Annotated in this window: 21 protein-coding genes; 12 read left to right on the forward strand and 9 right to left on the reverse strand. The window is 64.8% G+C overall.

Annotated elements, in window-relative coordinates; genetic code table 11:
• Positions 1-11 precede the first annotated feature (11 nt).
• Positions 12-872, forward strand: coding sequence for a hypothetical protein (locus tag CFR71_RS00185; RefSeq protein ID WP_110525512.1), 861 nt, complete (start codon positions 12-14; stop codon positions 870-872).
• Between the two features lie 20 nt (positions 873-892).
• On the opposite strand, the gene CFR71_RS00190 is transcribed toward CFR71_RS00185, so the two are convergent.
• Together CFR71_RS00190 and CFR71_RS00195 are read right to left on the reverse strand one after the other, a co-directional pair.
• Positions 893-1,189, reverse strand: a complete 297-nt coding sequence (locus tag CFR71_RS00190; RefSeq protein ID WP_110525515.1) for a putative quinol monooxygenase — start codon at positions 1,187-1,189, stop codon at positions 893-895.
• A 147-nt stretch (positions 1,190-1,336) separates the two neighbouring features.
• On the reverse strand, positions 1,337-2,629 hold the full coding sequence (locus CFR71_RS00195; RefSeq protein WP_165832005.1) for a restriction endonuclease: 1,293 nt from the start codon (positions 2,627-2,629) through the stop codon (positions 1,337-1,339).
• Positions 2,630-2,885: 256 nt separating this feature from the next.
• On the opposite strand from CFR71_RS00195, the gene CFR71_RS00200 reads away from it, so the two are divergent.
• Complete coding sequence (locus CFR71_RS00200; protein WP_165832006.1) at positions 2,886-3,548, forward strand: histidine phosphatase family protein; 663 nt, start codon at positions 2,886-2,888, stop codon at positions 3,546-3,548.
• Here CFR71_RS00200 and cobS read toward each other — a convergent pair.
• The gene (cobS, locus tag CFR71_RS00205) at positions 3,545-4,309 is read right to left on the reverse strand and encodes an adenosylcobinamide-GDP ribazoletransferase (RefSeq protein WP_110525524.1); all 765 of its coding nucleotides are present in this window, start codon (positions 4,307-4,309) and stop codon (positions 3,545-3,547) included. The two genes, CFR71_RS00200 and cobS, sit on opposite strands and share 4 nt — an antisense overlap.
• A complete protein-coding gene (cobT, locus tag CFR71_RS00210; protein ID WP_110525527.1) occupies positions 4,306-5,364 on the reverse strand; it encodes a nicotinate-nucleotide--dimethylbenzimidazole phosphoribosyltransferase in 1,059 nt (352 codons plus the stop codon). The genes cobS and cobT overlap by 4 nt, the downstream gene beginning before the upstream one ends.
• A 51-nt stretch (positions 5,365-5,415) precedes the next feature.
• Between cobT and cobU the strand changes: the two genes are divergently transcribed.
• Together cobU and CFR71_RS00220 are read left to right on the forward strand one after the other, a co-directional pair.
• Positions 5,416-5,958, forward strand: a complete 543-nt coding sequence (gene cobU, locus CFR71_RS00215; RefSeq protein WP_165832007.1) for a bifunctional adenosylcobinamide kinase/adenosylcobinamide-phosphate guanylyltransferase — start codon at positions 5,416-5,418, stop codon at positions 5,956-5,958.
• 117 nt (positions 5,959-6,075) lie between these two features.
• Positions 6,076-7,542 carry a cobyric acid synthase gene (locus CFR71_RS00220; protein WP_110525530.1) on the forward strand — a complete coding sequence of 489 codons (1,467 nt, stop codon included), beginning with the start codon at positions 6,076-6,078 and terminating at the stop codon, positions 7,540-7,542.
• Here CFR71_RS00220 and cbiB read toward each other — a convergent pair.
• Positions 7,537-8,556, reverse strand: a complete 1,020-nt coding sequence (cbiB, locus tag CFR71_RS00225) for an adenosylcobinamide-phosphate synthase CbiB (protein ID WP_110525533.1) — start codon at positions 8,554-8,556, stop codon at positions 7,537-7,539. The genes CFR71_RS00220 and cbiB overlap by 6 nt on opposite strands.
• A 500-nt stretch (positions 8,557-9,056) precedes the next feature.
• On the opposite strand from cbiB, the gene CFR71_RS00230 reads away from it, so the two are divergent.
• From CFR71_RS00230 to CFR71_RS00260, 7 genes are all read left to right on the forward strand, one after another.
• Positions 9,057-9,965, forward strand: coding sequence for a hypothetical protein (locus tag CFR71_RS00230; RefSeq protein ID WP_110525536.1), 909 nt, complete (start codon positions 9,057-9,059; stop codon positions 9,963-9,965).
• A gap of 235 nt (positions 9,966-10,200) precedes the next feature.
• Positions 10,201-10,896 carry a gluconate 2-dehydrogenase subunit 3 family protein gene (locus CFR71_RS00235; RefSeq protein ID WP_239020209.1) on the forward strand — a complete coding sequence of 232 codons (696 nt, stop codon included), beginning with the start codon at positions 10,201-10,203 and terminating at the stop codon, positions 10,894-10,896.
• A 1-nt stretch (position 10,897) separates the two neighbouring features.
• Positions 10,898-12,682 (forward strand): GMC family oxidoreductase, encoded by a 1,785-nt coding sequence (locus CFR71_RS00240; protein ID WP_110525539.1) that lies wholly within the window; start codon positions 10,898-10,900, stop codon positions 12,680-12,682.
• Positions 12,679-14,022, forward strand: coding sequence for a c-type cytochrome (locus CFR71_RS00245; protein WP_110525542.1), 1,344 nt, complete (start codon positions 12,679-12,681; stop codon positions 14,020-14,022). Before CFR71_RS00240 ends, CFR71_RS00245 begins: the two co-directional genes overlap by 4 nt.
• 92 nt (positions 14,023-14,114) lie before the next feature.
• Positions 14,115-15,326 (forward strand): L-dopachrome tautomerase-related protein, encoded by a 1,212-nt coding sequence (locus CFR71_RS00250; RefSeq protein ID WP_110525545.1) that lies wholly within the window; start codon positions 14,115-14,117, stop codon positions 15,324-15,326.
• Positions 15,327-15,553: 227 nt separating this feature from the next.
• Positions 15,554-16,630 (forward strand): quinone-dependent dihydroorotate dehydrogenase, encoded by a 1,077-nt coding sequence (locus tag CFR71_RS00255; RefSeq protein WP_110525547.1) that lies wholly within the window; start codon positions 15,554-15,556, stop codon positions 16,628-16,630.
• Complete coding sequence (locus CFR71_RS00260) at positions 16,627-17,505, forward strand: TIGR01459 family HAD-type hydrolase (RefSeq protein ID WP_110525550.1); 879 nt, start codon at positions 16,627-16,629, stop codon at positions 17,503-17,505. Before CFR71_RS00255 ends, CFR71_RS00260 begins: the two co-directional genes overlap by 4 nt.
• A gap of 172 nt (positions 17,506-17,677) precedes the next feature.
• Here CFR71_RS00260 and CFR71_RS00265 read toward each other — a convergent pair whose 3' ends face one another.
• The 3 genes from CFR71_RS00265 to CFR71_RS00275 all read right to left on the reverse strand — a co-directional run bounded on the left by CFR71_RS00265 (position 17,678) and on the right by CFR71_RS00275 (position 19,950).
• Positions 17,678-18,166 (reverse strand): DUF3465 domain-containing protein, encoded by a 489-nt coding sequence (locus CFR71_RS00265; RefSeq protein WP_110525553.1) that lies wholly within the window; start codon positions 18,164-18,166, stop codon positions 17,678-17,680.
• A 113-nt stretch (positions 18,167-18,279) separates the two neighbouring features.
• Positions 18,280-19,182: a polyphosphate kinase 2 family protein gene (locus CFR71_RS00270; protein WP_110525556.1), complete on the reverse strand. Its 903-nt coding sequence runs from the start codon at positions 19,180-19,182 to the stop codon at positions 18,280-18,282.
• 9 nt (positions 19,183-19,191) lie between these two features.
• Positions 19,192-19,950 carry an SDR family NAD(P)-dependent oxidoreductase gene (locus CFR71_RS00275; RefSeq protein ID WP_110525559.1) on the reverse strand — a complete coding sequence of 253 codons (759 nt, stop codon included), beginning with the start codon at positions 19,948-19,950 and terminating at the stop codon, positions 19,192-19,194.
• A 218-nt stretch (positions 19,951-20,168) separates the two neighbouring features.
• Here CFR71_RS00275 and CFR71_RS00285 point away from each other — a divergent pair, with 218 nt between their 5' ends.
• On the forward strand, positions 20,169-20,753 hold the full coding sequence (locus CFR71_RS00285; protein ID WP_110525565.1) for a YqgE/AlgH family protein: 585 nt from the start codon (positions 20,169-20,171) through the stop codon (positions 20,751-20,753).
• A 115-nt stretch (positions 20,754-20,868) separates the two neighbouring features.
• On the opposite strand, the gene clpA is transcribed toward CFR71_RS00285, so the two are convergent.
• Positions 20,869-23,208 (reverse strand): ATP-dependent Clp protease ATP-binding subunit ClpA, encoded by a 2,340-nt coding sequence (gene clpA / locus CFR71_RS00290; protein ID WP_110525568.1) that lies wholly within the window; start codon positions 23,206-23,208, stop codon positions 20,869-20,871.
• Positions 23,209-23,239: the final 31 nt, after the last annotated feature.

A 23,239-nucleotide genomic window follows, 5' to 3' on the forward strand; every position in this document is an offset into this window, starting at 1 on the left:
GACTGTTTTGCATGGTTCTGGTCCTTGCGGGGATGCTGGGTGCGGCCCGGGCGGAGGACGAGCGTTTCGACGCCAATGAACTGGCGGCCGATGCGCCCCATTATTTCGTGCTGCGCGCGACCGACGCCCGCACGGCGCACATGACGGGGGATGTCCGGGTGTCGGAAACGTCGCTGGATTTCACCAATGGCAGCAGGATGGACACCCAGCTGGTGAACACGGATCTGGAGGATGGCCTGGTCTATCGCGTCCTTGACGACGAAAACCCGCCCATGCCGTCGGGGCGGCCGCTGTGCCCCGCGCCGCTGCATCCGCTCTATCTCGTCTTTGACACCACGGCGCCGCAGGATCAGTCCGATACGTACCACATGACATTATACTGCGGGTCGCGTCCGCTGGACTTTGCCCTTGTGGACCCGGCGCGGCGTGCTGCGGTGCTGGTCTATCGCCGCACGACGGATACGAACTGGGCCCATTCCTCCGACGAAGGGGGATATGTGCGCGGGGAGGTGGAGGCCCATTGCAGGCTGGCCCATCCGTCAGGCGTCCCGGGGGAGCAGGCCTGCATCCAGCGCGAGGAGGACGCCTATCGCCAGATCCTCCAGCTTAAGGCATCGCCCGACGCGCTGAAACGCTGCGGTTCGTACGTGACGGCGCGCGCGACCCATGCGCAGGGGGACGATGTCAGCTTTTCCAATATCCTGCATTGCCTTGGCCTGCGTGACAGCCGCGCGGTCTTTGATTACTGCGCCACGCGCATCACGGGGCAGAAGCGCGCCAATGACACGACATTCTGGGACGCGCAGCCGGAGCAGGCAAAGGGGATATCCCTGTGCTTCAACGCGCTGGCCGCCACGCAGGCCCGTAACTGAGGTCGCGGGCCTGCGGGAAATCAGTCGATCGGGTCGAGGATCATGACCTCCAGCGGCTTTGCCAGCAGCGTGGCGAAGCTTCTGGCCATGGCCTGGAAATGCGGCGTCTTTTCATGTTCCGCCAGGGCCTCGCGGCTGGCCCAGCGTTCGACGAACACGAACCGCGCGGGATTGGCGCCATCGCGATGCGCGACGTAGGAAAAATTGGTGCTTTCCGCGCGGGACGGCGGGACGCAGGCGGCAATCGCGGCCTCGACCTGCGCCTCGCATCCGGGCTTGGCCTCCACGATGGCGACGACGGTGATTTCCTTGCTCATGAAAAACGCTCCACACGATATCGGGACAGGGGCCGACGCCGCAGGGGCGGCGGACCCTTTCGTGCCTATGGCGCGCAAGGTGGTAAAGTCAATGTTACCGACCTCCGGTGGAGGGCATCAGGCCCCGTCACGCAGGGGAGGCAGGGATCAGGCGACCTGCGGCGCTTCGACCTGGGAGGCGAATTTCTGGAGCTCTTCATGGTGCAGGACAAAGACGCGGCTGCTTTTTCCCGCCTGTATGGCCTGCTGGGTATAGGGCGCCGCGGAGACCACGACGGCGATGCGTGCCGACAGGTCGGCCTTTGCCGCCACGCACTGGTGGATGATCGCCTCTTCCACCGGCCTGCGTTCGGTCCAGCACTGCACAACCATCGACAGGCTGTCCTTGCTGGCGGAGATGAGCGTGCCCGCACGTTCGACATTTCCCGGCAGGCGGGCGTCCCACCCGGCTTTTTCCAGCAGTTCCATGCAGTACGCGACATACTGGGCGCAGCTCATGCCCGGCCGATACGGTTCGGCTGTCGTGATCAGGCGCAGGTCGGGACGCGGCGGTGCCGGCCGGCTTGATACGGCGTCGATGCTGGCATGCACCTTTTTTTCGATGTCCGTCCAGTAATGTTCCCGCTGTTCATGCGCCAGCGCGGGGATCACGGTGGTGCGACAGAAACGGCTGACCTCACGCTGCCATTGCCGGTCCGGGGACTGTCCGTGGGCGGCCTGTCCCTCATGCGCGTGAAGGCGGCGCTGGATCAGCAGCCCGGCATTGCGTTCGACAACCGCGCGTGCCTGTCGCAGGGCGGCACGTCGCCCCACGAATGCCATGATCGCACGATAAAGAACCACCAAGATCCATCCCGCCCCCATTATCAGCAACGCGGAGAGCAGCATTGATCCCACTTTCTGAAAGCCGCCGGTCATGAAGAACAGGTCCGTGGGCGCTGGCGGGTCGGTGCGGGCAATGATGACCGGCCCCTGCTGTTCCTGTGTGTCGGGTACGGGGGCGGCCGGTCCGGCGGGCGTGGTCGCGCCGGTTGCGGCATCCGCGCCTGTCGTTGCATCCGGCGCGGCGCGTGGCGGGGCGGCAGGGGCGTCCGCCGTCCTGCTGGCGGGCGGCGGGCTGAGGTCGGCAATGTCGGCCGTCATGAAATACAGTGGCGGCATGCCCGGCACGGGCGGGCTGTGCCGCAGGAGGGGGAGGCCGTTGCGGTTTGCGATCTTTTCCCATCGCATGTCCGGCGTCACGGCATAGCACTGGCCCTGCGACATGGTGGTGCGTCGCCATTGCGGATCGTTCTGGTGCGGATTGGTGCGGTCATTCAGGCTCTTGATGGCAGCATCATCACCGCACGCCACGGTGGGGTGCTTCACCTTGTATATGCTGCCGGCCTGAGCATGGACAGGCAGGCACAGAAGCAGACAGGCGTATGCCCATACCCGCATGTTTTTCTCCGTCTTGCCCCATCCATCACGTGGAGACGATGGCCAGCATATAGATGATTTTTGGCGATTTGTATGAAAACAACGCAGATATGCAGAAGATATCCATATCTGTAAAGCAGCCATAAGGGCCGTTTGTCAGGGGCGGGCCGCCTGTCGCGCATATAACATTTAAGCGAGTGCGCAGCGGCCCCCGCCCGCCATCCGGCAGTATGGGGGATATTCGCGGGCGGGCATGTGTCCACCGGATATCTGCCCCATGCCCGCCGGTATGGCGCGGCGGACGTTCCTGTCGGAACTTGGGGCCCGTTTTCTGGGGGCGGTATCGGGACAGGGGTGCATGGACAATCAATTTCTGGTGGCGTTTGCGCGGCATCCCGCGGTCCGCGACGCGCTGGGACGCTGTTACGGACGCGCCGACATGATGCTGGAGGCCGGGTGGGAACAGGTGGCCGACGGGATGAAGGCCGTCATGCGCGGCATCGGGTGCGAGGTCATATTTTCCTCTCCCGCCACACGCTGCCGCGTGGTGGCGCAACGCATCGCGACGGCGCTGGGACTGGAAATCCGTATTGACGGGCGCCTTCACGAACTTGATTTCGGCAGGTGGGAGGGCATGCTGTGGCGCGACGTGCCGCGCACCGTCCTTGACGCATGGGCGCGCGATGTCGAGGGATATACGTTCCCCGATGGCGAAAACGCCCGCGCCCTGCGGGCCCGCGTGGCGGAATTCTGGGATGATGTCGTGCGGCAGCGCCGTTCCTGCGCGGTCGTGACGCATGGCGGCCCGCTGCGCCTGCTGCGCGCGCTGGCGCGTGGCGGGGTGGCGACGCTGCCGGGGGATGCGCCGCCCATGGGCTCCGTCCACGTCATGCAGCCCCGGCTGGCGCATGCTGGTCACAACGGCTGCCCCCCGGCTTAGGAAAAGGCGGGCACCGCCATCAGGAGCGCGCATTCCGCAAGGCATGCGCCCGCGCCCAGCATATCGCCCGTCTGTCCACCGATCTGTCGCCGGGCCAGACGGATCACCGCGCCCGCGACCATCGCCGTGACAACCATCGCGCCCGCCGCGCGCCATGCGCCCAGCATCCACCATGACAGTGCCGCCGCAAGCAGCAGGCACGCCGCCAACGCTGCCGCCGGAACGCGCGCCATGCCGCTGGCGATCCCGTCCGCGCGGGCCGGGGGCAGGCGGGCGAGCATGACCACCATCGCCGTGCGTGCCAGCGCGCCCGCGACCGGCAGCACCACCAGCGCCAGCGCGGGGGAAATCCCGCCGATCGCCCCGACGCGGGCCATGAGCGCCAGCGCCAGCGCCATCATGCCGTAACTGCCGATGCGGCTGTCGCGCATGATCTCCAGCTTGCGCGCGCGGGTCGCGCCGCCGCCAAACCCGTCCGCCATGTCCGCCAGTCCGTCTTCATGCAGGCCGCCCGTCAGCAGGACCTGCGCCGCGACGCCTGCTGCGGCGCACGGCAGGGGCGAAATGCCAAGCCGCATCAGCACCATGAACACCATCGCGCCCGCCACGCCGCACAGGGCCCCGACGACGGGCCACGTCCATACGCAGCGCGTCATGTCATAGGGCAGGCCGTCACGCGCCAGCCATCCCACCGGCATCCGCGTCAGCAGCCCCACCCCACAGACGATGTCCGCGCGCAGGCATGCCAGCAGGCGGGTCATGAACGGCTGCTGATCCGTGTCTGGTCAAAGGTCGCCATGCCGTTATGACAGGCCACGGCGCTGCGCAGCAGGGGAATGACCAGTGCCGCGCCCGAGGCCTCGCCCAGGCGCAGTCCGAAATCCAGCAGCGGCGACAGGCCCAGCGCGCGCGCCAGCACCGCATGGCCGCTTTCTGCGGAACAGTGCGACAGCACGGTATGGTCCAGCCCGTGGCGATGCATGCGCGCAAGGGGGGCGGCGGCGGCGGTGCAGACGAAACCGTCCAGCACGACCGGGATGCCGCGCCACCGCGCGGCAAGGACCGCGCCCATGATCGCCGCCAGTTCATGGCCGCCCATCGCCTGCGCCACCAGCAGGGGATCGTCCAGCATGCCTTCATGCAGGGCCAGCGCCTGGTCGATCACGCTGCCCTTGTGCACCACCCCGGCCTTGTCCAGCCCGGTGCCGCGTCCCGCCCACTGCGCCCCGTGCCCGCCCAGAAGCCCCGCCGCGATGGCGGAGGCCGCCGTCGTGTTGCCGATCCCCATTTCGCCCAGGCACAGCAGGTCGGTGTCTTCGTCCACGGCCTCCATCCCCGCCGTGACCGCCTCAAGGAACGCCGCTTCCGTCATGGCGGGCGCGCGGGTGAAATCGGCGGTGGGCCGCAGCCCCATCAGCGGCACGACCCGCAGTTGCGCGCCGCCGACCCGTGCAATCTGGTTGATCGCGGCGCCGCCCGCGTTGAAATTCTCCACCATCCGGGCCGTGACGCTGGCGGGCCAGGGCGACACCCCGCGCGCCACGACGCCATGGTTGCCCGCGAAGACGATGATGCGCACGTGCTCCAGGCGCGGGCTTACGCGGCCCTGCCACCGTCCCAGCCACGCGGTCAGGCGTTCCAGCCGCCCAAGACTGCCGGCAGGTTTGGTCAGCGTGCGCTCGCGCTCCGCGATGGGGGCATCGACGCTGCTGTCAGCGTCCGGCAGGTCGATGCACGCGGCACGCAGCTGCGCCATCGAGGTCAGGCGCTGCGGAAGGGATGCTGCCGTGGCAGCGCGGGATTCACGGGATGGCATGATCGCATTTGTGTGGTCTTATGCCGCGCGATGCAAGGTGGGGAGGGGCAAATGCAGGCTTCGGCTGAAGCGGCGGACGCGGCGATCGGCATGGCCGGGACCGTGCTGGTGCTGGGGGGTGCGCGTTCGGGAAAAAGCAGCTTCGCGGAACGGGTTGTCGGGATATGGCCCGCGCCATGGACCTATGTCGCGACCGCCCGCATCCATGACGCGGAAATGCGGGACCGGGTGGCCCACCACCGCGCCACCCGCCTGCCGGGCTGGCACACGGTGGAGGAGCCGGTGGATATCGCGCCCGTCCTTGACGGCGCGGGCGCGCGGCCGGTGCTGGTGGACTGCCTGACGCTGTGGCTGACGAACCTCCTGCTTGACGGGCATGATGTCGCGGCCGCGACCGGGGGGCTGCTGTCGGCGCTGCGCCGCAGGGCCGGTCCCACCGTGCTGGTGGGGAACGAGGTGGGGCTTGGCATCGTGCCCGACAACGCGCTGGCGCGTCGTTTCCGTGACGAGGCGGGACTGCTGCATCAGGCCATCGCGCGGGAGGCGGGGCGCGTGGTGTTCATGGTGGCTGGCCTGCCGATGGAGATGAAATGACCCGTTCCTCGGGATCCGCCGTCACGGCGGAAGGCGGGCGGCTCTGATGCCGGAAATGACGCTGGCTATATATTATTTCCGCGATGGCGTGCCGGCGCGGATGGGAAAGGGAGCCTGATGGCGCGTGCGCTGATGCTGCAGGGAACGGGGTCGAGCGTCGGGAAATCGGTCCTTGTCGCGGGGCTTGCGCGGGCCTGCGTGCGCCGGGGCCTGCGCGTGCGTCCGTTCAAGCCGCAGAACATGTCCAACAATGCCGCCGTCACCCCCGGCGGTGGGGAAATCGGACGCGCCCAGGCATTGCAGGCGCGGGCCTGTGGCGTGACGCCCGACGTGGACATGAATCCTGTCCTGCTGAAGCCCCAGGGCATGACGGGATCGCAGCTTGTGGTGCGCGGACAGGTGCGACAGCAGGTCCATTCCCGCGATTTCACATCCTTCCGGCGTGACCTGATGCCCGTGGTGCTGTCTTCCTTTGGCAGGCTGGCCGGTGAATGTGATCTCGTGCTTGTCGAAGGGGCGGGCTCCGCGTCGGAGGTCAACCTGAGGGATAATGACATCGCGAACATGGGCTTCGCGCAGGCGGCGGACGTGGATGTCGTCATGGTTGGCGACATCGACCGGGGCGGGGTGATCGCAAGCCTTGTGGGCACGCGCGCGGTGCTGCCGGCGCGGGACGCCGCGCGGATACGTGGTTTCATCGTCAACCGCATGCGGGGGGATCCGTCCCTGTTCGCCGCGGGCATGACGGCGATCGCGGAGCATACGGGCTGGCGACCGCTGGGGCTGGTGCCGTTTCTGGAACAGGTGCGCGACCTGCCGGCGGAGGACGCGGCCGACCTGCATGCGGGGCGCGGGGGAAATGGCAGGGTGCACGTGGCGGTGCCGTGGCTGCCGATGATCGCCAATTTCGATGACCTCGACCCCCTGCGTGCCGAAGCGGACATCGCCCTGACGATCGTGGCGCGCGGGCAGCCGCTGCCCCCGTGTGACCTTGTGATCCTGCCGGGGTCCAAGGCGACAGTTGCCGATCTGGCCGCCCTGCGGCGGGAAGGATGGGACATCGACCTGCACGCCCATGTCCGGCGCGGGGGACATGTTCTGGGGATCTGTGGTGGCTACCAGATGCTGGGACGGTCTGTGGCCGACCCGCATGGGGTGGAAGGGACGCCCGGACGGGTTGCCGGGCTCGGGCTGCTGGATGTCGAAACGGTCCTGTCGGGGGAAAAGCGGCTGGAAAACGTTTCGGGGAAACTGTTGCCCGAAGGCGCGCGGGTGCGGGGATACGAGATGCATATGGGCGTGACCGACGGGCCGGATCACGTGATGCGGCCCATGATCGACCTGCATACCCATGCCGATGGCGCGATGACGCGCTCGGGACGCGTGTGGGGGACATACGTGCACGGTCTGCTGGGCGATGGCGCGGCGCGGCGGTGCCTGCTGGCGCGACTGGGCGCGGGATCGGACGGGCGCGACCATGACGGCACGGTGGAGGAGGCGCTCGATACGCTGGCGGACCATCTGGAACGCCATGTCGATATTGACGCCCTGCTGGAACTGGCGCGGCCGGTCAGCCCCTCATGACGGGTTTTTGCCCTTGCGCCACGCGCGCCGCGTCATGAGGGCCAGCGTGATCAGGACCACGCCCTGCACCATGCAGGCGCGGTGATAGAGGGCCAGCGCGCGTTCAAGGTCGCGCGGCGTCACGCGGGCGCTGCCATCGCCCACCCATGGTTCATGCGATACGACCCCGTGATAGGAACGCGGCCCCGACAGCCGCACCCCCAGCGCACCTGCCATCGCGGCCTCGGGCCATCCCGCGTTGGGGGAGCGGTGGCGCCGCGCGTCACGCCGCACGATGCGCCAAGCCCCGCGTGCATCCATGCCGGGCATCGTCACGGCCGCAAGGATGATCCACAGCGCGGACAGGCGGGAGGCGGGCAGGTTGACAAGGTCATCCAGACGGGCGGCGGCATGGCCGAAACGGTCGTGGCGCGGGGTGCGATGGCCGATCATGCTGTCGGCCGTATTGACCGATTTGTAAAATGCGGCCCCCGCCGGTCCCCCGATGACCATCCACAGCAGGGGGGCGACAACGCCGTCCGAAAAATTTTCCGCCAGGGTTTCCATGGCCGCGCGCATCACCCCGGCTTCGTCAAGCTGCGCCGGATCGCGTCCGACGATGTGCGAAACCGCGTCGCGCGCCTGCGGCAGCCCGTCCCGCGCGGCAGTGCTGACCGCATGGACATGTTCCCATAACGAACGTTGCGCGCTGAGCGAACTGGCCGCGATGCCGCCAGCAAGGAGCGCGAACGGCGGCGCAAGGCGACGTGACGCCGCGCTCTGCAGCAGCGCAACGCAGCCGCATGGAACCGTCGCGATAACGAATGCTGCGAAAAATCCCTTTCTGTGCCTTGAACGATCGCAATCCGTGTCGTGGTTCATCCGGCGGTCCAGAACATCCGTCAGCCATCCCGTCCACATCACCGGATGGCCGATCTGGCGGACCAGCCATTGCGGATATCCCGCGATGGCGTCACACGCGGCGGCAACGCAGGTGGTCGCCACGTTGCGGGCAAGGAAAGGCAGGATGTTCATGGGCGCGCAATATTGCGCCGAAGCTGTCGGGTCAAGGCGGGGGATGAATAACTCCCCACCTGTACACATGGCATGTCTGACGCCAGCGTGTGGCGGCCATGTCGCGCGCATGGGTGGATGTGTGGGGTCATGTTTTTAAAACTGTAGAAAATATAACGATATATATTAAAACATCATGATGGCTTTCTGCTTGTGCCGGATGTCATGTCACGCGTTTGCGGTCGGGATCGTTACGGTTGATATTAAGAAAAACCGCAAGTTTATTCGACATTCGCTTGACATTGTCAGGTTTCGCGTCGAAATGAAGGAATATCGTGGTATATCCATAATGTCCCAGTTGCGTGTTTTGTAATGCCAGCCCAACAGCAGGTAGTCAGCGATGGAGGCCATCGTCGGGCGGTCTGCCTGCATCCCGTCGGGAACGGCGCGGGCAGTGCCGATTGCGATGTCATGCGCCGGGTTGATGATGGGATACATACATTTATTTGAGGGTGGAGTGTATGGCAGACAACAAAAAGGCAACCGTTCGCAAGGGACGGCGCGCGGCGGAAACCGGCAAGGCACCGGCCCGTGGCGCCACAGCATCGCGCAGGCGCGCCGCAGCCGTGGAAGAGGCTGAAGCGCCCGTGGCAAAAGTGGAAAAGAAAGCCACGACTTCGAAAAAACGCGTGACGCGCGCGAAGAAATCCGAAACCCCGGTGAAGGTCGACCCGGTCCGGATCGAACTGGTCGAGGACGTGGTGGAAGTCGCCCCCGCGCCGGCGCGCAGGGGACGTCGCAAGGCCGCTGCGGAACCGGTCGCGGAACCACCCGTGGAAAAGAAAGCCGCCACGCGCCGCAAGCGTGCCGCCGCCCCGGCCCCGGTGGCGGAAGTGTCAGCCCCGGTGAAGACGCGTCGCCGTCGCGCGGCGGCCGTAGCGCCGGAACCCGTTGAAGAGCCTGCCCCCACCCCCGCCCGGAAGACCCGCAAGCGCCGTGCCGCCGCGGCACCGGAGCCGGTGAAGGAAGTTGTCGAGGCAAAGGCCTCGGCGCGTCGTGCCCGCAAGGCAAAGGCCAAGGTCGAAGAGGTTGTCGAGGCCCCGGCGCGCAAGCGCGCGACGCGCGCGAAAAAGCCCGTGGCGGACAGGCCGGTGGAAGAAGCATCCCCCGCCCCCGTGCGTGTTCGCGCGACCGCGCGCCGCAAGAAGGCCGTTGCCGAAGAAGTGAACAAGGTCGAGGTCCCGGCGCGCAAGCCAGCGAAGGCCAGGGCGGCGTCGGCCCGGACATCCCCCAAAAAAGCCACGCCCGCCAAGGCTGCGGAGCGTGCGCCGAAAGTAAAGCGTTCCGCCGTGGAAGCGTGGCGTGAGGCGCGTGCCCTGCGCAAGCAGGCGCGTCTGGACCGCCTGGCCGCGCAGCGCAAGGACAAGTAATACGGCCCCATGCCGGGGCATGTTTCGTGGGCGTGCGATCCCGTCAGGGAAAGCCCGCGCGCGGTCCCGCCCCGCCCATTGATGCGACCCGCCTTCGTGGCGGGTCGTTTCATTTTCGGGACAGGTGGTTCAGGATGGTAAAAATCACCTACCGGCCCGCACCCGGGCAGGCGGCAGGACGCCATGGCCCGGGTAATGCCATTACGCATTGTAATGATGGAGACATGACATCCCGATGAGCAGATCGCATGCAGTCCCCTCCCGTCGCACGTTCATGCAGGTAATGGCGGGTGCCTCGGCCCTTGTTGCGACGCCTGGGGTTGTGGCGCGTGGGCACGCGGCCCCATCGACCCCGCCCCATGCGCCCGTGTTTTTCAATGATGCCGAATGGAAATTCCTGAACGCGGCATGTGCGCGCCTGATCCCCGGGGATGCGCTGGGGCCTGACGCGGTCGCGCTTGGCGTGCCGCGTTTCATCGACCTGCAGATGGATACGCCCTATGGCCGGGGACAGTTGTGGTACATGCATGAACCGTTCGTCGCGGGGCCGGCCAACCTTGGATACCAGTTGCCTCATGCGCCGTGCGAACTTTATCGCCGGGGGATCGCCGGTGCCAATGCATGGTGCCTGCAACACGAAGGATCGGATTTCGCGAACCTGCCCGCCGCGCGCCAGGACGAAGTCCTGACGATGATGGAAAAGGGGGAAATGGCGTTCGACGATATCCCGTCGGATATGTTTTTTGAACAGTTGCTGTCCAATACAATGGAAGGTGCGTTTGCCGATCCCGTGCATGGCGGCAATATCGGGCTGAAGTCATGGACCATGATCGGCTTTCCCGGCGCGCGGGCCGATTTCATGGACTGGGTGGATCAGTACGGGGTTGCGTACCCGCTGGGCAGTGTTTCAATTTCCGGGGAAACCGCCTGACATGGACGCAACGCGACTGAAACCCGTTGATGTCGTCGTCATCGGTGGTGGCTGGGCCGGTTCGATCATGGCCAAGGAAATGACCGAGGCGGGACAGAAGGTTGTCATGCTGGAACGCGGTCCCGACCGCAGCACCGCCGTCGAGGGCGCCTATCCCGGTTCCATTGACGAGCTGGAGGGTAACTATCGTTACCGCCTGTTCCAGGACCTTTCAAAAAGTACCGTTACAATCAGGAACAACATGCGCCAGCGCGCGCTGCCGTACCGGCGCATGGCGGCGTTCCTGCCGGGCGAGGGCGTGGGCGGCGCGGGCCTGCACTGGTCCGGCGTGCATTTCCGCATGCCCCCCGACGACCTGATCCTGCGTTCGAAGGTGATCGAGCGATATGGAAAATCCTTTATTCCCGAAGGCATGAACCTTCAGGATTACGGCGTCACCTATGACGAACTCGAACCGTTTTTCGACCGCGCGGAAAAGGTGTTCGGCACGTCGGGCGAACCTTACATGATCAACGGTCAGGTCGTGGGAAAGGGAAATGTCTTTTCCCCGTCACGTTCGCAGCCGTTTCCGCTGCCCGCGCTCAAGGACGTCCATACCGCGCATCTGTTCCGCAAGGCCGCGACAGAGGCGGGATTCCATCCCTATTCCATGCCCGCGGCCAATGCGTCGGCCCAGTATACCAACCCGTACGGCGCTCAGATGGGGCCTTGCAATTTCTGTGGATATTGCAGCGGTTATGCCTGTTACATGTATTCCAAGGCATCGCCGAACGTGAACATCCTGCCGGTCCTGCGGCGCGACCCGCTGTTTGAACTGCGCACGCATGCCCATGTGCTGCGCGTTGAAATGGACAGCACGAAAACCCGCGCCACCGGCGTGACCTATGTGGACCGGGAGGGACGGACCTGGACGCAGCCCGCCGAACTGGTGATCATCAGCGCGTTCCAGTTCCACAATGTCCGGCTGATGCTGCTGTCGGGCATTGGCAAACCTTATGATCCTGTCGCGAACGAAGGGGTGGTGGGACGGAACTTCGTCTATCAGAACGTCACGACAAGCTTTGTCTGGCTTAACAGGAACATCGAGACCGAACAGTTCATCGGGACAGGTGGCGGGGGCGTCGCCTTTGATGATTTCAACAGCGAGAATTTCGATCATGGGCCTCTGGGCTTTGTCGGGGGATCGCCGGTCTGGGTGAACCAGGCGGGGGTCAAGGCCATCGCCGCCGCGCAGGCGGGTGGCCCGCCCGGCACGCCACGCTGGGGCAGCGCGTGGAAGAAGGGGCTGGTCGATACCTATCGCCATTCCCTGCGCATCGACGCGCATGGGGCGAACATGGCCTACCGCGATGTCTTCCTCGATCTCGACCCGACATGGAAGGATGCCTATGGCCTGCCGCTCCTGCGCATGACGTTTGACTGGAAGGACAACGATATCCGGATGAACCGTTACGTCGTCGATCGCATCGGGGAAGTCGCGCGCGCCATGGACGCGCGGCAGGTGCAGCTGACAAGGCGGGAATTCGGCGTGCCGTTCGACACGCGCAAATACCAGACAACCCATCTTGGCGGGGGCGCGGTAATGGGCACCGATCCCGCCACCAGCGCGCTGAACCGCTATCTGCAGGCATGGGACGTGCCCAACGTCTTCGTCATTGGCGCGAACGCCTTTCCGCAGGGGACGGGCTATAACCCGACCGGGATGGTCGCGGCCCTTGCCTACTGGTCGGCATATCATATCCGCCAGACCTATCTGAAAAATCCCGGCCCGCTGGTGTCCCTGTGAGGGGGGGGCACGTCATCGCCCTGCTTGCCGGGCTTTCCGGGTGGGGGCTGCATGCGGCCTGCGCCGAACCGGCACGCGACGAACGGGCGGAAATCGTGGCGGGGGAATATGTCGCCCATGCCGCCGATTGCGGCGCGTGCCATACCCTGCCGGGGCATGCGCCCTTTTCCGGCGGGCTGGCGTTCCACCTGCCGATGGGCACGATCCGTTCCACCAACATAACACCCGACCCGAAGGCAGGCATCGGCGGATATAGCGAGGCGGAATTCGCCCGCGCGGTGCGTCAGGGCATCCGGCGCGACGGGGCGACGCTGTATCCCGCCATGCCCTATCCGTCCTATGCGCGCATGACGGACGCGGATGTCCATGCGCTGTATGTCTATTTCATGAAGGGCGTCGCACCGGTCGCGACACCGGTCGCCCCCAATGACATCGTATGGCCGCTTTCGATGCGCTGGCCGCTGGTGGCATGGCGGATGATGTTCGTCCCGTCGCGGGATCAGGCAGGACAGCAGGTCCGGCGTGCTTTTGCCGATCCGCAGCTGGCGCGCGGGGCGTACCTGGTGGAAGGGCCGGGCCATTGCGGGGCGTGCCATACGCCGCGTGGCATCGCGATGCAGGAAAAGGCCCTGACGGCGGCGGACGGGCCGCTGTTCCTGTCGGGCGGCGGCGCGGTTGACGGCTGGAACCCCGTCAGCCTGCGGGGGGAGGCGCGCGTCGGGCTGGGCCGGTGGAGCGAGGATGACATCGTCACCTTCCTGCGCACCGGGCGCGTGACGCATGCGGCGGCGTTTGGCGGCATGACCGACGCCATCAGGCACGGGACGCAGCACATGACGGAAGAGGACCTGCGTGCGATCGCCCATTACCTGAAATCCCTGCCCCCCGCGCAGGCGGAGCAGGCGACGTGGCGGTATGACGCGGCGACCGGCCGCGCCCTGCATGCGGGGGACCTGTCGGCGCGCGGCGCGCGGGCCTATGTCGATAACTGCGCCGCCTGTCACCGCACCGACGGGCATGGATATCCCACGACCTTCCCCCCGCTTGCGGGCAATCCGGTGGTCATGGATGCCTCCGCCACGTCGCTAATCCGTATCGTGCTGACCGGCAGCGTGCTGCACGCCACCCATCAGGCGCCGTCTTCCTTCGTCATGCCCGGCTTTGCCGCGCGGATGGATGACCAGGCGGTGGCCGATGTGGTGAGCTTCATCCGGCAGTCATGGGGCAACGCGGCGCAGCCCGTCAGCGCGTCGGACGTGGCGGCGGTGCGCCGTTCGACGCAGGCATCCACGCAGGGGCAGGAGGGCGCGGCATCTTCCGCGCGTCAGCCAATGAACTGAATGTGAAGGAATGGCGGGCGATCTGGCGGCCACGGAATGGTTGTCCATCCCGTCATGCTTCTTCACTGTGGGCGATAAGGGAGGGTACGGTCATGAAACGTCGTTCATTGCTGGGTGCTGCGGTTCCCGTGGGGGTCGCGGCCCTTGCCATGGCGGGCGGGGGGCAGGCATCCCGCGCCGCGCCGGCCGCCACGGGCAGGATGAACCGCGATTATGGCCTCAATTCCGCGGGGCCGTTTGAAATCGTTGCCCGTTTCGATGGTCCCGGCCCGTCCGGCATCGCGGTCACGCCGGGACGGCGGATCTTTGTCGGCTTTCCCCGCCATGCCATCAACCACGCCGGCGCGACGCTTGCCGAACTGCGCGCCGACGGGCTGCATGCCTATCCCGATGCGCAATGGAGCATGCCCTCGGACCGGTCCCCGCAGCAGCGCCTGATGTCGGTGCACGGCATGACGACCGATACGCGCGGGCGGTTGTGGTGCATTGATGACGGCAAGCTGGCGGGACAACCGCTGGCCCCCGGCGCGGCGAAGGTGATCGGCATTGATCCCGAAAAAAACACCATCTTTGCCAATATCGTGCTGCGTCCCGGCATCGTCCTGCCGGACAGCCACATGAACGACCTGCGCGTGGACCTGACGCACGGGGCGGCGGGCACCGTCTATGTCACGGATTCATCGTTCGGCCTGTCGCCCGCGCTTGTGGTGGTCGATATCGCCACCGGCCGGCAGCGCCGGGTGCTGGCGACCCATCCCGCCGCCCAGGCGGAACGCGGGTTCATGGCGGTGGTGGAGGGACGGCCGCTGGTTTTCGATCCCCCCCGGCACAAGCCGGGCTTTGTCTGGGGTGGGATAGATGGGATCACCCTATCGCCCGACAGCCGCACGCTGTATTTCTGTCCCCTGACCAGTCGGCGCCTGTACAGCATCCCGACCGCCGTGCTGTCGGATTTTTCCACGACGGAGGCGCAACTGGCGCAGGCCGTGCGTGATGAGGGCGAAAAGGGCGTGGCCGATGGACTGGCCACAGACGGGCAGGGACGCATTTACACCACCAATTTCGAACATGACGCCATTTTCCGCCGCAATGTGGACGGGTCTTTCGACACCATGGTGCGCGACCCGCGTGTCCTGTCCCCGGACGGGATTTTTGTCGATGGCAATGATGTCTATTGCACGCTGGGGCAATGGAACCGCCTTGGCGGGCTGAATGGCGGGCATGACCTGCGGGTGCCCCCGTATTACCTGATCCGCTTTCCCGCCGATCCCCCCGACGCCGTGGACGCGCTGCATGTGAAATAGGCACATCGCAAAGACGGCGCCCGTATGTCCGTTTGAAACGGCAGACATAATAACATACTGAAATCATAAAAGTTTTTGGCGAATCTTTTCCCAGAAAGCTTCGAAGAACGTCGCATTTTCGAAAAAAGGCGGCACCCTCAAAACTTTTGTTATTTTTTATCAACGGGTTGTTTTCAGACAGTCTCTAACTCTTTCCCTTTGGCGTGAATTGCGGCAAGAATCCCGTCATGAATATTCTGTCGCGCACGATGATGCCCCTGATCCGGCGTCTTGATCCCGAGGACGCCCATCAGCTTGCCCTCAATGCCCTGCAACTGGGACTGGGAGGCGTGTCCGATCCTGCCCGGGACGATCCCGCCCTGTCGGTTCGCGCCATGGGGCTGCGGTTTCCCAACCCGATCGGCATTGCCGCGGGCTTTGACAAGAACGCGCTGGTGGTGCGTCCGCTGGCGCGCTCCGGCTTTGGCTTTGTGGAGGCGGGGACCGTCACGCCGCGTCCGCAGCCGGGCAACCCGCGCCCGCGCCTGTTCCGCCTGAACGAGGACAGGGCGATCATCAATCGCATGGGGTTCAACAATCAGGGGATCGACCGTTTCGCCGTGCGTCTGGCACGCCTGCAGCGCGTTAGCCCGTCGGGCCGCAATTTCGGCGCGCGCGTGCCCGTGGGCGCCAACCTTGGCATCAACAAGACCGGCGCCGACCCCGAACGCGACTATCCCATGCTGGTCGGCCGCATCAAGCATTACGTCGATTACATCGTCATCAACCTGTCCTCCCCCAACACGCCAGGCCTGCGTGACCTGCTGGAGGCCTCGCGCCTGAAATCCATCCTTGATGCGATCGCGGCCGCGCATCCCGAACGGCCGCCGCTGCTGGTCAAGCTGTCGCCCGACATGGCCCGCGATGACATCCCCGCCGTGGTCGAGGCCGTGATCGCGGGCGGTGCGCAGGGCCTGATCGTGACCAACACCACCATTTCGCGTCCCCGCAGCCTGCGTAGCGCCTATGCCAACGAAAGCGGCGGCCTGTCGGGACGTCCGCTGACGCCGATGGCGTGCGATACGCTGGCGCATGTGTCGCGCGCGGCGCAGAGGCGGCTGACGCTGGTGGCGTGTGGCGGCATCGAAAGCGGGGCCGACATCGTGGAGCGCGTGCGCATGGGTGCCGACCTGGTGCAGCTTTATACCGCCTATGCCTATGAAGGGCCGTCGATCCTGCCGCGCCTGAAGCGCGAGACGCTGAAGGAACTGCGCCAGCAGGGGTTCGAGACGCTGTCCGATGCGAAAGGAACCGCCCTGGCATGAAGGAAAGCACGGGAATTGGCCCCCTTTCGGGGGATTACGACGGGTATATCGTGGATCTGTGGGGCGTCATCCATAATGGCGTGGCCCCCTATCCCGGTTCCCTGGACTGCCTGCGCCACCTGAAACAGGCGGGAAAGCGGGTCATCCTGCTGTCGAACGCGCCGCGCCGGGCCGTGACGGTGCGCAAGGGGCTGCGGGCCATGGGCGTGACCGACGACCTGTATGAAGGTCTGATGACCAGCGGGGAATGCACCCGCCTGATGCTGCAGGCCCGCACCGATCCATGGTTCGCGGGACTGGGACGGCGGATGCTGCATCTTGGCCCGAAAAAGGATGTGGACCTTTTCACCGGGCTGGACCTTGATGTGGTGGAGGACGCGGCGCAGGCGGATTTCGTCCTCAATACCGGGCCGGACTCCGACCGTGGGGAAGAAGACATCACGCCCTACCTGCCTGTCCTGCAGGAATGCGCGGCGCACAGGCTGAAGATGATCTGCGCCAATCCCGATCAGCAGGTCATCCGTGGCAGCCGTCGCCTGCTGTGCGCGGGGGCGCTGGCCAGCCGGTACGAGGAAAGCCACGGCGGGGAAGTGCGCTGGATCGGCAAGCCCCATCCGGAGGTTTATGAACGGGTGGCACGGATGATGGACCTGCCCCTGTCGCGCATTCTCGCGGTGGGGGATTCCCTTGCCACCGACATGCGCGGTGCAAAGGGCGCAGGTGTCGACGGGTGCTGGGTCCTTGGCGGCATCCATCAGGAAATGCTGGGCGGAAGCTGGGAAAAGGACAGGGATGCCGATTATGCCCTGGCGGTGGAGGAAGCCCGTGGCGCGGGACTGGACCCCGCGGCCTGCATTCCGTCCTTTCGCTGGTGATGGGCCTGCACCACCAGCGGTCAGCCTGATGAAGGGGACAGGAAGTTTTTGGTGAAGCTTTTTTCAAAAAGCTTCGAAAGACGTCGCATTTTTGGAAAAAGGCGACACCCGAAAACTTTTACCGTCTTTATCAGCAGTTATTCTGAAGCGGTTTCTTGTCCGCAAAAGCCCCTTACTGGTACTGGCGTCCATTGACGATGACATATCCGGGGATGTGCCAGCTCCGTCCCGTGCCGTGATGCGTCCAGTCGATCCCCTGGCTGCGCAGGTTGTCAAAGTAATAGCGGCCGACGACATCCACCTGATCGCCCTTTGCCACCCATGGCCATTGGGGCGCGTTCATCTGGTCAAGGTCGGAGACGATGCGGATCGAGATGTCCGATCCGACATCGACATAGAAATATCCGTGCCAGCCACTGCGTGTCCGTCGCGCCCTTGATACGGCGATCACCCGGCCACAGACATGTTCCGGCAGGTCGGTATGGCGGGTGTGGCGTTCCTCGTTCTCGAACCGGGCCTGATCCTCGAGAAAGCGGCGATTGTCGCAGTTTGGCGATACGGAATCCCACGCCAGCGCCGCATTACTGGCGACAAGCTGCGACGTCGTGACCATCATGGCGCCTGCGCAAAGGGATCGCAGCAGGGTTCGGCGTGCTGACATTCACTGTCCTCGTCTTTTGTATGTCTTTTGTGTCCGTGCCTGTCTTCCTTGCGTTGGATGCATGCGTGCGTCAATGACTTCCTCACGCATGCGTTATATGCGGGCAGGGCTTTCTATTTCTTTTCGGACAGAAGCTGCTGGCGCGCCTTTTTCAGTTCCGCCCGCCCGGCGGCGTCAAGTTTCGGCATCTTCAGATTCAGCTGCTCCAGCGCGGCAATGATCGCCTCGATCACCACCAGCCGCGCAAACCATTTCTGGTCCGCCGGAATGACGAACCACGGGGCATGCACGTCCGCCGTGTTGCGGATCGCCTGTTCATAGGCGTTCTGGTAACTGTCCCAGTACTGGCGTTCATGGATGTCGCCGATGGAAAATTTCCAGTTCTTGTCGGGATGGTCGATGCGCGACAGGAAACGCTTGCGCTGTTCGTCCTTGGAAAGGTGGAGGAAGAATTTCAGGATGACCGTGCCCTGTCGCGCCAGATAATCCTCGAAATGGCGGATATCGCGGCAGCGGTCGTCCCACAGGGTGGGGGACTTGCGCAGTTGCGGCGGGATTTTCTGGTTTTCCAGGATTTCCGGATGCACGCGCGTGACCAGTACTTCCTCGTAATGGCTGCGGTTGAAGATGCCGATATGCCCCCCTGCCGGCAACGCCAGATGTTCGCGCCACAGATAGTCATGGGCAAGCTCCACCGGACCGGGCTGCTTGAAGGACGTGACATTCACCCCTTCGGGATTGATGCCCGACATCACGTGCTTGATGATGCCATCCTTGCCCGCCGCGTCGGGGGCCTGCAGCACGATCAGCACCGACCATTCGCCATTGGCGTACAGGCGCGACTGCAGTTCCGACAGCCGCCCGATCCGTTCATACAGCCGTCGCTTGCCGGTTTTCTTTTCCAGCCCGCAATCTTCCGCCGCGCGGGTGGGGCAGGCGGACAGCTTGAAGTTCGTTCCATCGGTAATGCGAAAACGCGTTGCCAGCTCGATTTCCGTTTCGGTCCTGTCTTCCATGAATCCGGCTCAGTCCTTCATGCCTTTGGCCACCGCCAGGCCACCGGCGGCCTGGCAGGTCGGCATCATTTCGATCTGGTTGATGTTGACGTGCGGGGGCAATCCCACGATCCATGAAACGGTTTCGGCGATGTCATCGGGCATCAGGGGGTGCGTCCCCTCGTACACCGCCGCCGCCCTGGCATTGTCGCGCAGGCGCACCTGGCTGAATTCACTGCCGCCACACAGGCCGGGCGCGATATTGGTGACGCGCACGTTCTGGCCCAGAAGGTCGCAGCGCAGGTTGCGCATGAACTGTTCGACAAACGCCTTGGTCGCGCCATACACGTTTCCGCCGGTATAGGGATAGATCCCGGCCGTGCTGCCCAGCGAGACGATATGCCCGCGATCGCGCGCGACCATGCCCGGCAGCAGCGCGCGCGTCAGTTCCACCATCCCCGTGACGTTGGTGGCGATCATGCGTTCCCAGTCGCTGATCTCGGCCTCCTGCGCCTTTGCGATCCCCAGCGCGAGGCCCGCATTGTTCACCAGTATGTCGATCGCGCGCCATTCCTCGGGCAGGGCGTCGGGCAGGGACTGGATCGCGGCCTTGTCCGTCATGTCGAGGCGGAACGGCAGCAGTGCCTTTCCCAGTTGTGCCGCCAGCGCATCCAGCCGTTCCTGGCGGCGACCGGTGGCGATCACATGATATCCGTCACGCACAAGCCGCGTGGCGATGGCCTTTCCAAATCCGGACGTGGCGCCGGTGACAAGGGCAATCTTCGGCATCGGATGCTTCCTTTCGGTCTGTTGGGATGCAGGGGATGGGAACAGTGTGGCGCTGTTGGCCAACATATTCAAATTCACGGGTCCGCATGTGCAGGGACATACATACATGCGTGACATGACCGTGACGAACGCTTCCGCATGGGGGGATTACGCATCAGGGGGGCGGATTTTCCATGAAATGGTTGCAAAGCAGCGGGAATCTGGTTCTATCCTCAGGCATGCCTAAGATATCCATGACATCAGGTCACAACCTGACCGGACATTTGCTGGTGGCGACCCCGGCCCTTATGGATACGCCCTTTGCGCGTAGTGTCATCTACCTGTGCGCACATTCGGCGGAAGACGGGGCCATGGGGCTGGTGGTCAACCGCCGGCTGTCCCAGCCCATGCTTGATGACGTGCTGGAACAGCTTGGCGTGGCCCCCGTGCCGCCGCGCCGCCGGATCGGGATCTGCGCCGGCGGGCCGGTCGACAGCTCACGCGGGTTTGTCCTGCATTCCGCTGACTGGGAAGGCAACGGCAGCATGGCCGTCAACGACAGCACCACCCTGACCGCAAGCCTCGATATCCTGCGGGTCATCGCGGATGGGGCGGGGCCACAGCACGCCCTGCTGGCGATGGGACACGCGAGTTGGGAGGCCGGGCAGCTGGAAGACGAAATCCTGCGCCACAATGCCTGGGTATCAGCCCCCGCGACCGAAGACATCATCTTCAGCCCCGATCATGCCGGCAAATGGCGGCAGGCACTGGCGAGCGTGAATATCGATCCCGCATGGTTCAGTTCATGCAGCGGTAACGCCTGACCATAACATTGCCGCCGGTGGCAATGCCCGGATCGAAAAGGGGGCGCACATAAGAAAACAGGGACCGTTTCCGGTCCCTGTTCCCTGTTGCGGCCCGTTCCTGACGGAAGGGGCTTCAGTCCGCGGTTTCAGACTCTTTTTCGTTGTCGCCTTCATCCCCTTCCGTCGCGGACGCTGCGGAATCGTGGGAGATGTAGTCGAAGTCCAGCTTGCCATCCTTGAGCGAAATCTTGACGACCCCGCCCTTGACCAGCTTGCCGAACAGCAGTTCCTCGGCCAGCGGCTTCTTGATGTTTTCCTGAATGACGCGGCCCAGCGGACGCGCGCCATACAGCCGGTCGTACCCACGTTCCGCCAGCCATTCCTTCGCCGCCGACGAAATCTCGATCATCACGTTGCGATCCGCCAGCTGGGCTTCCAGCTGGAAGATGAACTTCTCCACCACCCGGTCCACCACTTCGGGCGACAGGTGGGCGAAGGGAATGATCGCGTCCAGGCGATTGCGGAATTCGGGGGTGAAGATGCGCTTGATGGCTTCCTCATCCTCGCCCTCGCGGCCGTTGCGGGCGAAACCGATGGCTTCCTTGCTCAGGTCGGCGGCCCCCGCGTTGGTCGTCATGATCAGCATGACATTGCGGAAATCGACCGTCTTGCCGTTGTGATCCGTCAGGCGGCCATGGTCCATGACCTGCAGCAGGACATTGTAAAGATCCGGATGCGCCTTCTCGATCTCGTCAAGCAGCAGGATCGCATGCGGGTGCTGGTCGATCGCATCGGTCAGCAGCCCGCCCTGATCGAAACCGACATAGCCCGGCGGTGCGCCAATCAGGCGCGAAATCGAATGCCGTTCCATGTATTCCGACATGTCGAAACGGATCAGTTCGATGCCCAGCGTGCTGGCCAGCTGCTTTGCCACCTCGGTCTTGCCCACGCCCGTCGGGCCGGAGAAGAGGTAGTTGCCAATCGGCTTTTCCGCATCGCGCAGGCCCGCGCGTGACAGCTTGATCGCCGCCGTCAGCGCCTCGATCGCCTTGTCCTGCCCATAGACCATGCCCTTGAGGTCACGCTCAAGGGAACGCAGCGTCTCCTTGTCGTCCGACGACACGCTCTTGGGCGGGATGCGGGCGATCTTGGCGACGATATCCTCGACGTCCTTCAGGGTGATGGTCTTGCGCCGCCGGTTTTCGGGCACCAGCATGCGCGACGCCCCCACCTCGTCAATGACGTCGATGGCCTTGTCCGGCAGCTTGCGGTCATGGATGTACTTCGCCGCCAGTTCCACCGCCCCACGGATCGCGTCATCGGTGTAACGGACCTTGTGGTGCTTTTCGTAATTGACCTTCAGCCCGCGCAGGATCTTGACCGCGTCATCGACGGACGGTTCGGCCACGTCGATTTTCTGGAACCTGCGCACCAGCGCCCGGTCCTTTTCGAAATGCTGGCGGTATTCCTTGTAGGTGGTGGAGCCGATGCAGCGCAGCGTACCTGCCGCCAGCGCGGGCTTGAGCAGGTTGGACGCATCCATCGCGCCGCCCGACGTGGCGCCCGCGCCGATCACGGTATGGATTTCGTCAATGAACAGGATGCTGCCCGGATTGTTGTCAAGCTCCGTCACCACGGCCTTCAGCCGTTCCTCGAAATCACCGCGATAGCGCGTGCCCGCCAGAAGCGCGCCCATGTCGAGGGAATAGATCGTGGAATTGAGCAGGACCTCCGGCACGTCGCCCTCGACGATGCGCTTGGCCAGCCCTTCGGCGATCGCGGTCTTGCCCACGCCGGGGTCGCCCACATAAAGCGGGTTGTTCTTGGTGCGGCGGCACAGGATCTGGATCGTGCGTTCGATTTCCGAATCGCGCCCGATCAGCGGGTCGATCTTCCCCTCGCCAGCCTTGTCGTTGAGGTTGGCGCAGTAGGTCGAAAGCGCGTCCTGGCTTTTCTGCCGTCCCTTGCCGGTTTCCTCGCGCTCCGGGTCCGGGCCTTCGGACGGGGTGCCGGCGACGGGGCGGCGGGTGGAGCGTTCCGGGGCCTTGGCGATCCCGTGGGAGATGAAGTTGACGGCGTCCAGGCGCGTCATGTCCTGCAGTTGCAGGAAATAGACGGCATGGCTTTCGCGTTCGGCGAACAGGGCGACAAGGACGTTCGCCCCCGTCACCTCGTCACGGCCGGTGGACTGGACATGGATGGCCGCGCGCTGGATCACGCGCTGGAAGGCGGCCGTCGGCTTGGGATCGACGGCGCGGTCGGACGCCAGCCCCGCCAGATCCTTGTCCAGGAATTCCGTCAGGTCATGCCGCAGCTTGTCCAGGTCTACGCCACAGGCCCGGAAGACCGTGACCGCGTCCGGATCGTCGATGAGGGAGAGAAGAAGATGTTCGAGGGTGGCATATTCATGCCGCCGTTCGCTGGCGAGTGTCAGCGCACGATGAAGCGTCTGTTCCAGATTACGTGACAACATGCCGAGACGCTCCTTTTCCAGAGGGGGCCAT

The organism is Novacetimonas pomaceti (genome assembly GCF_003207955.1).
GTDB classification, from domain to species: Bacteria; Pseudomonadota; Alphaproteobacteria; order Acetobacterales; family Acetobacteraceae; genus Novacetimonas; species Novacetimonas pomaceti.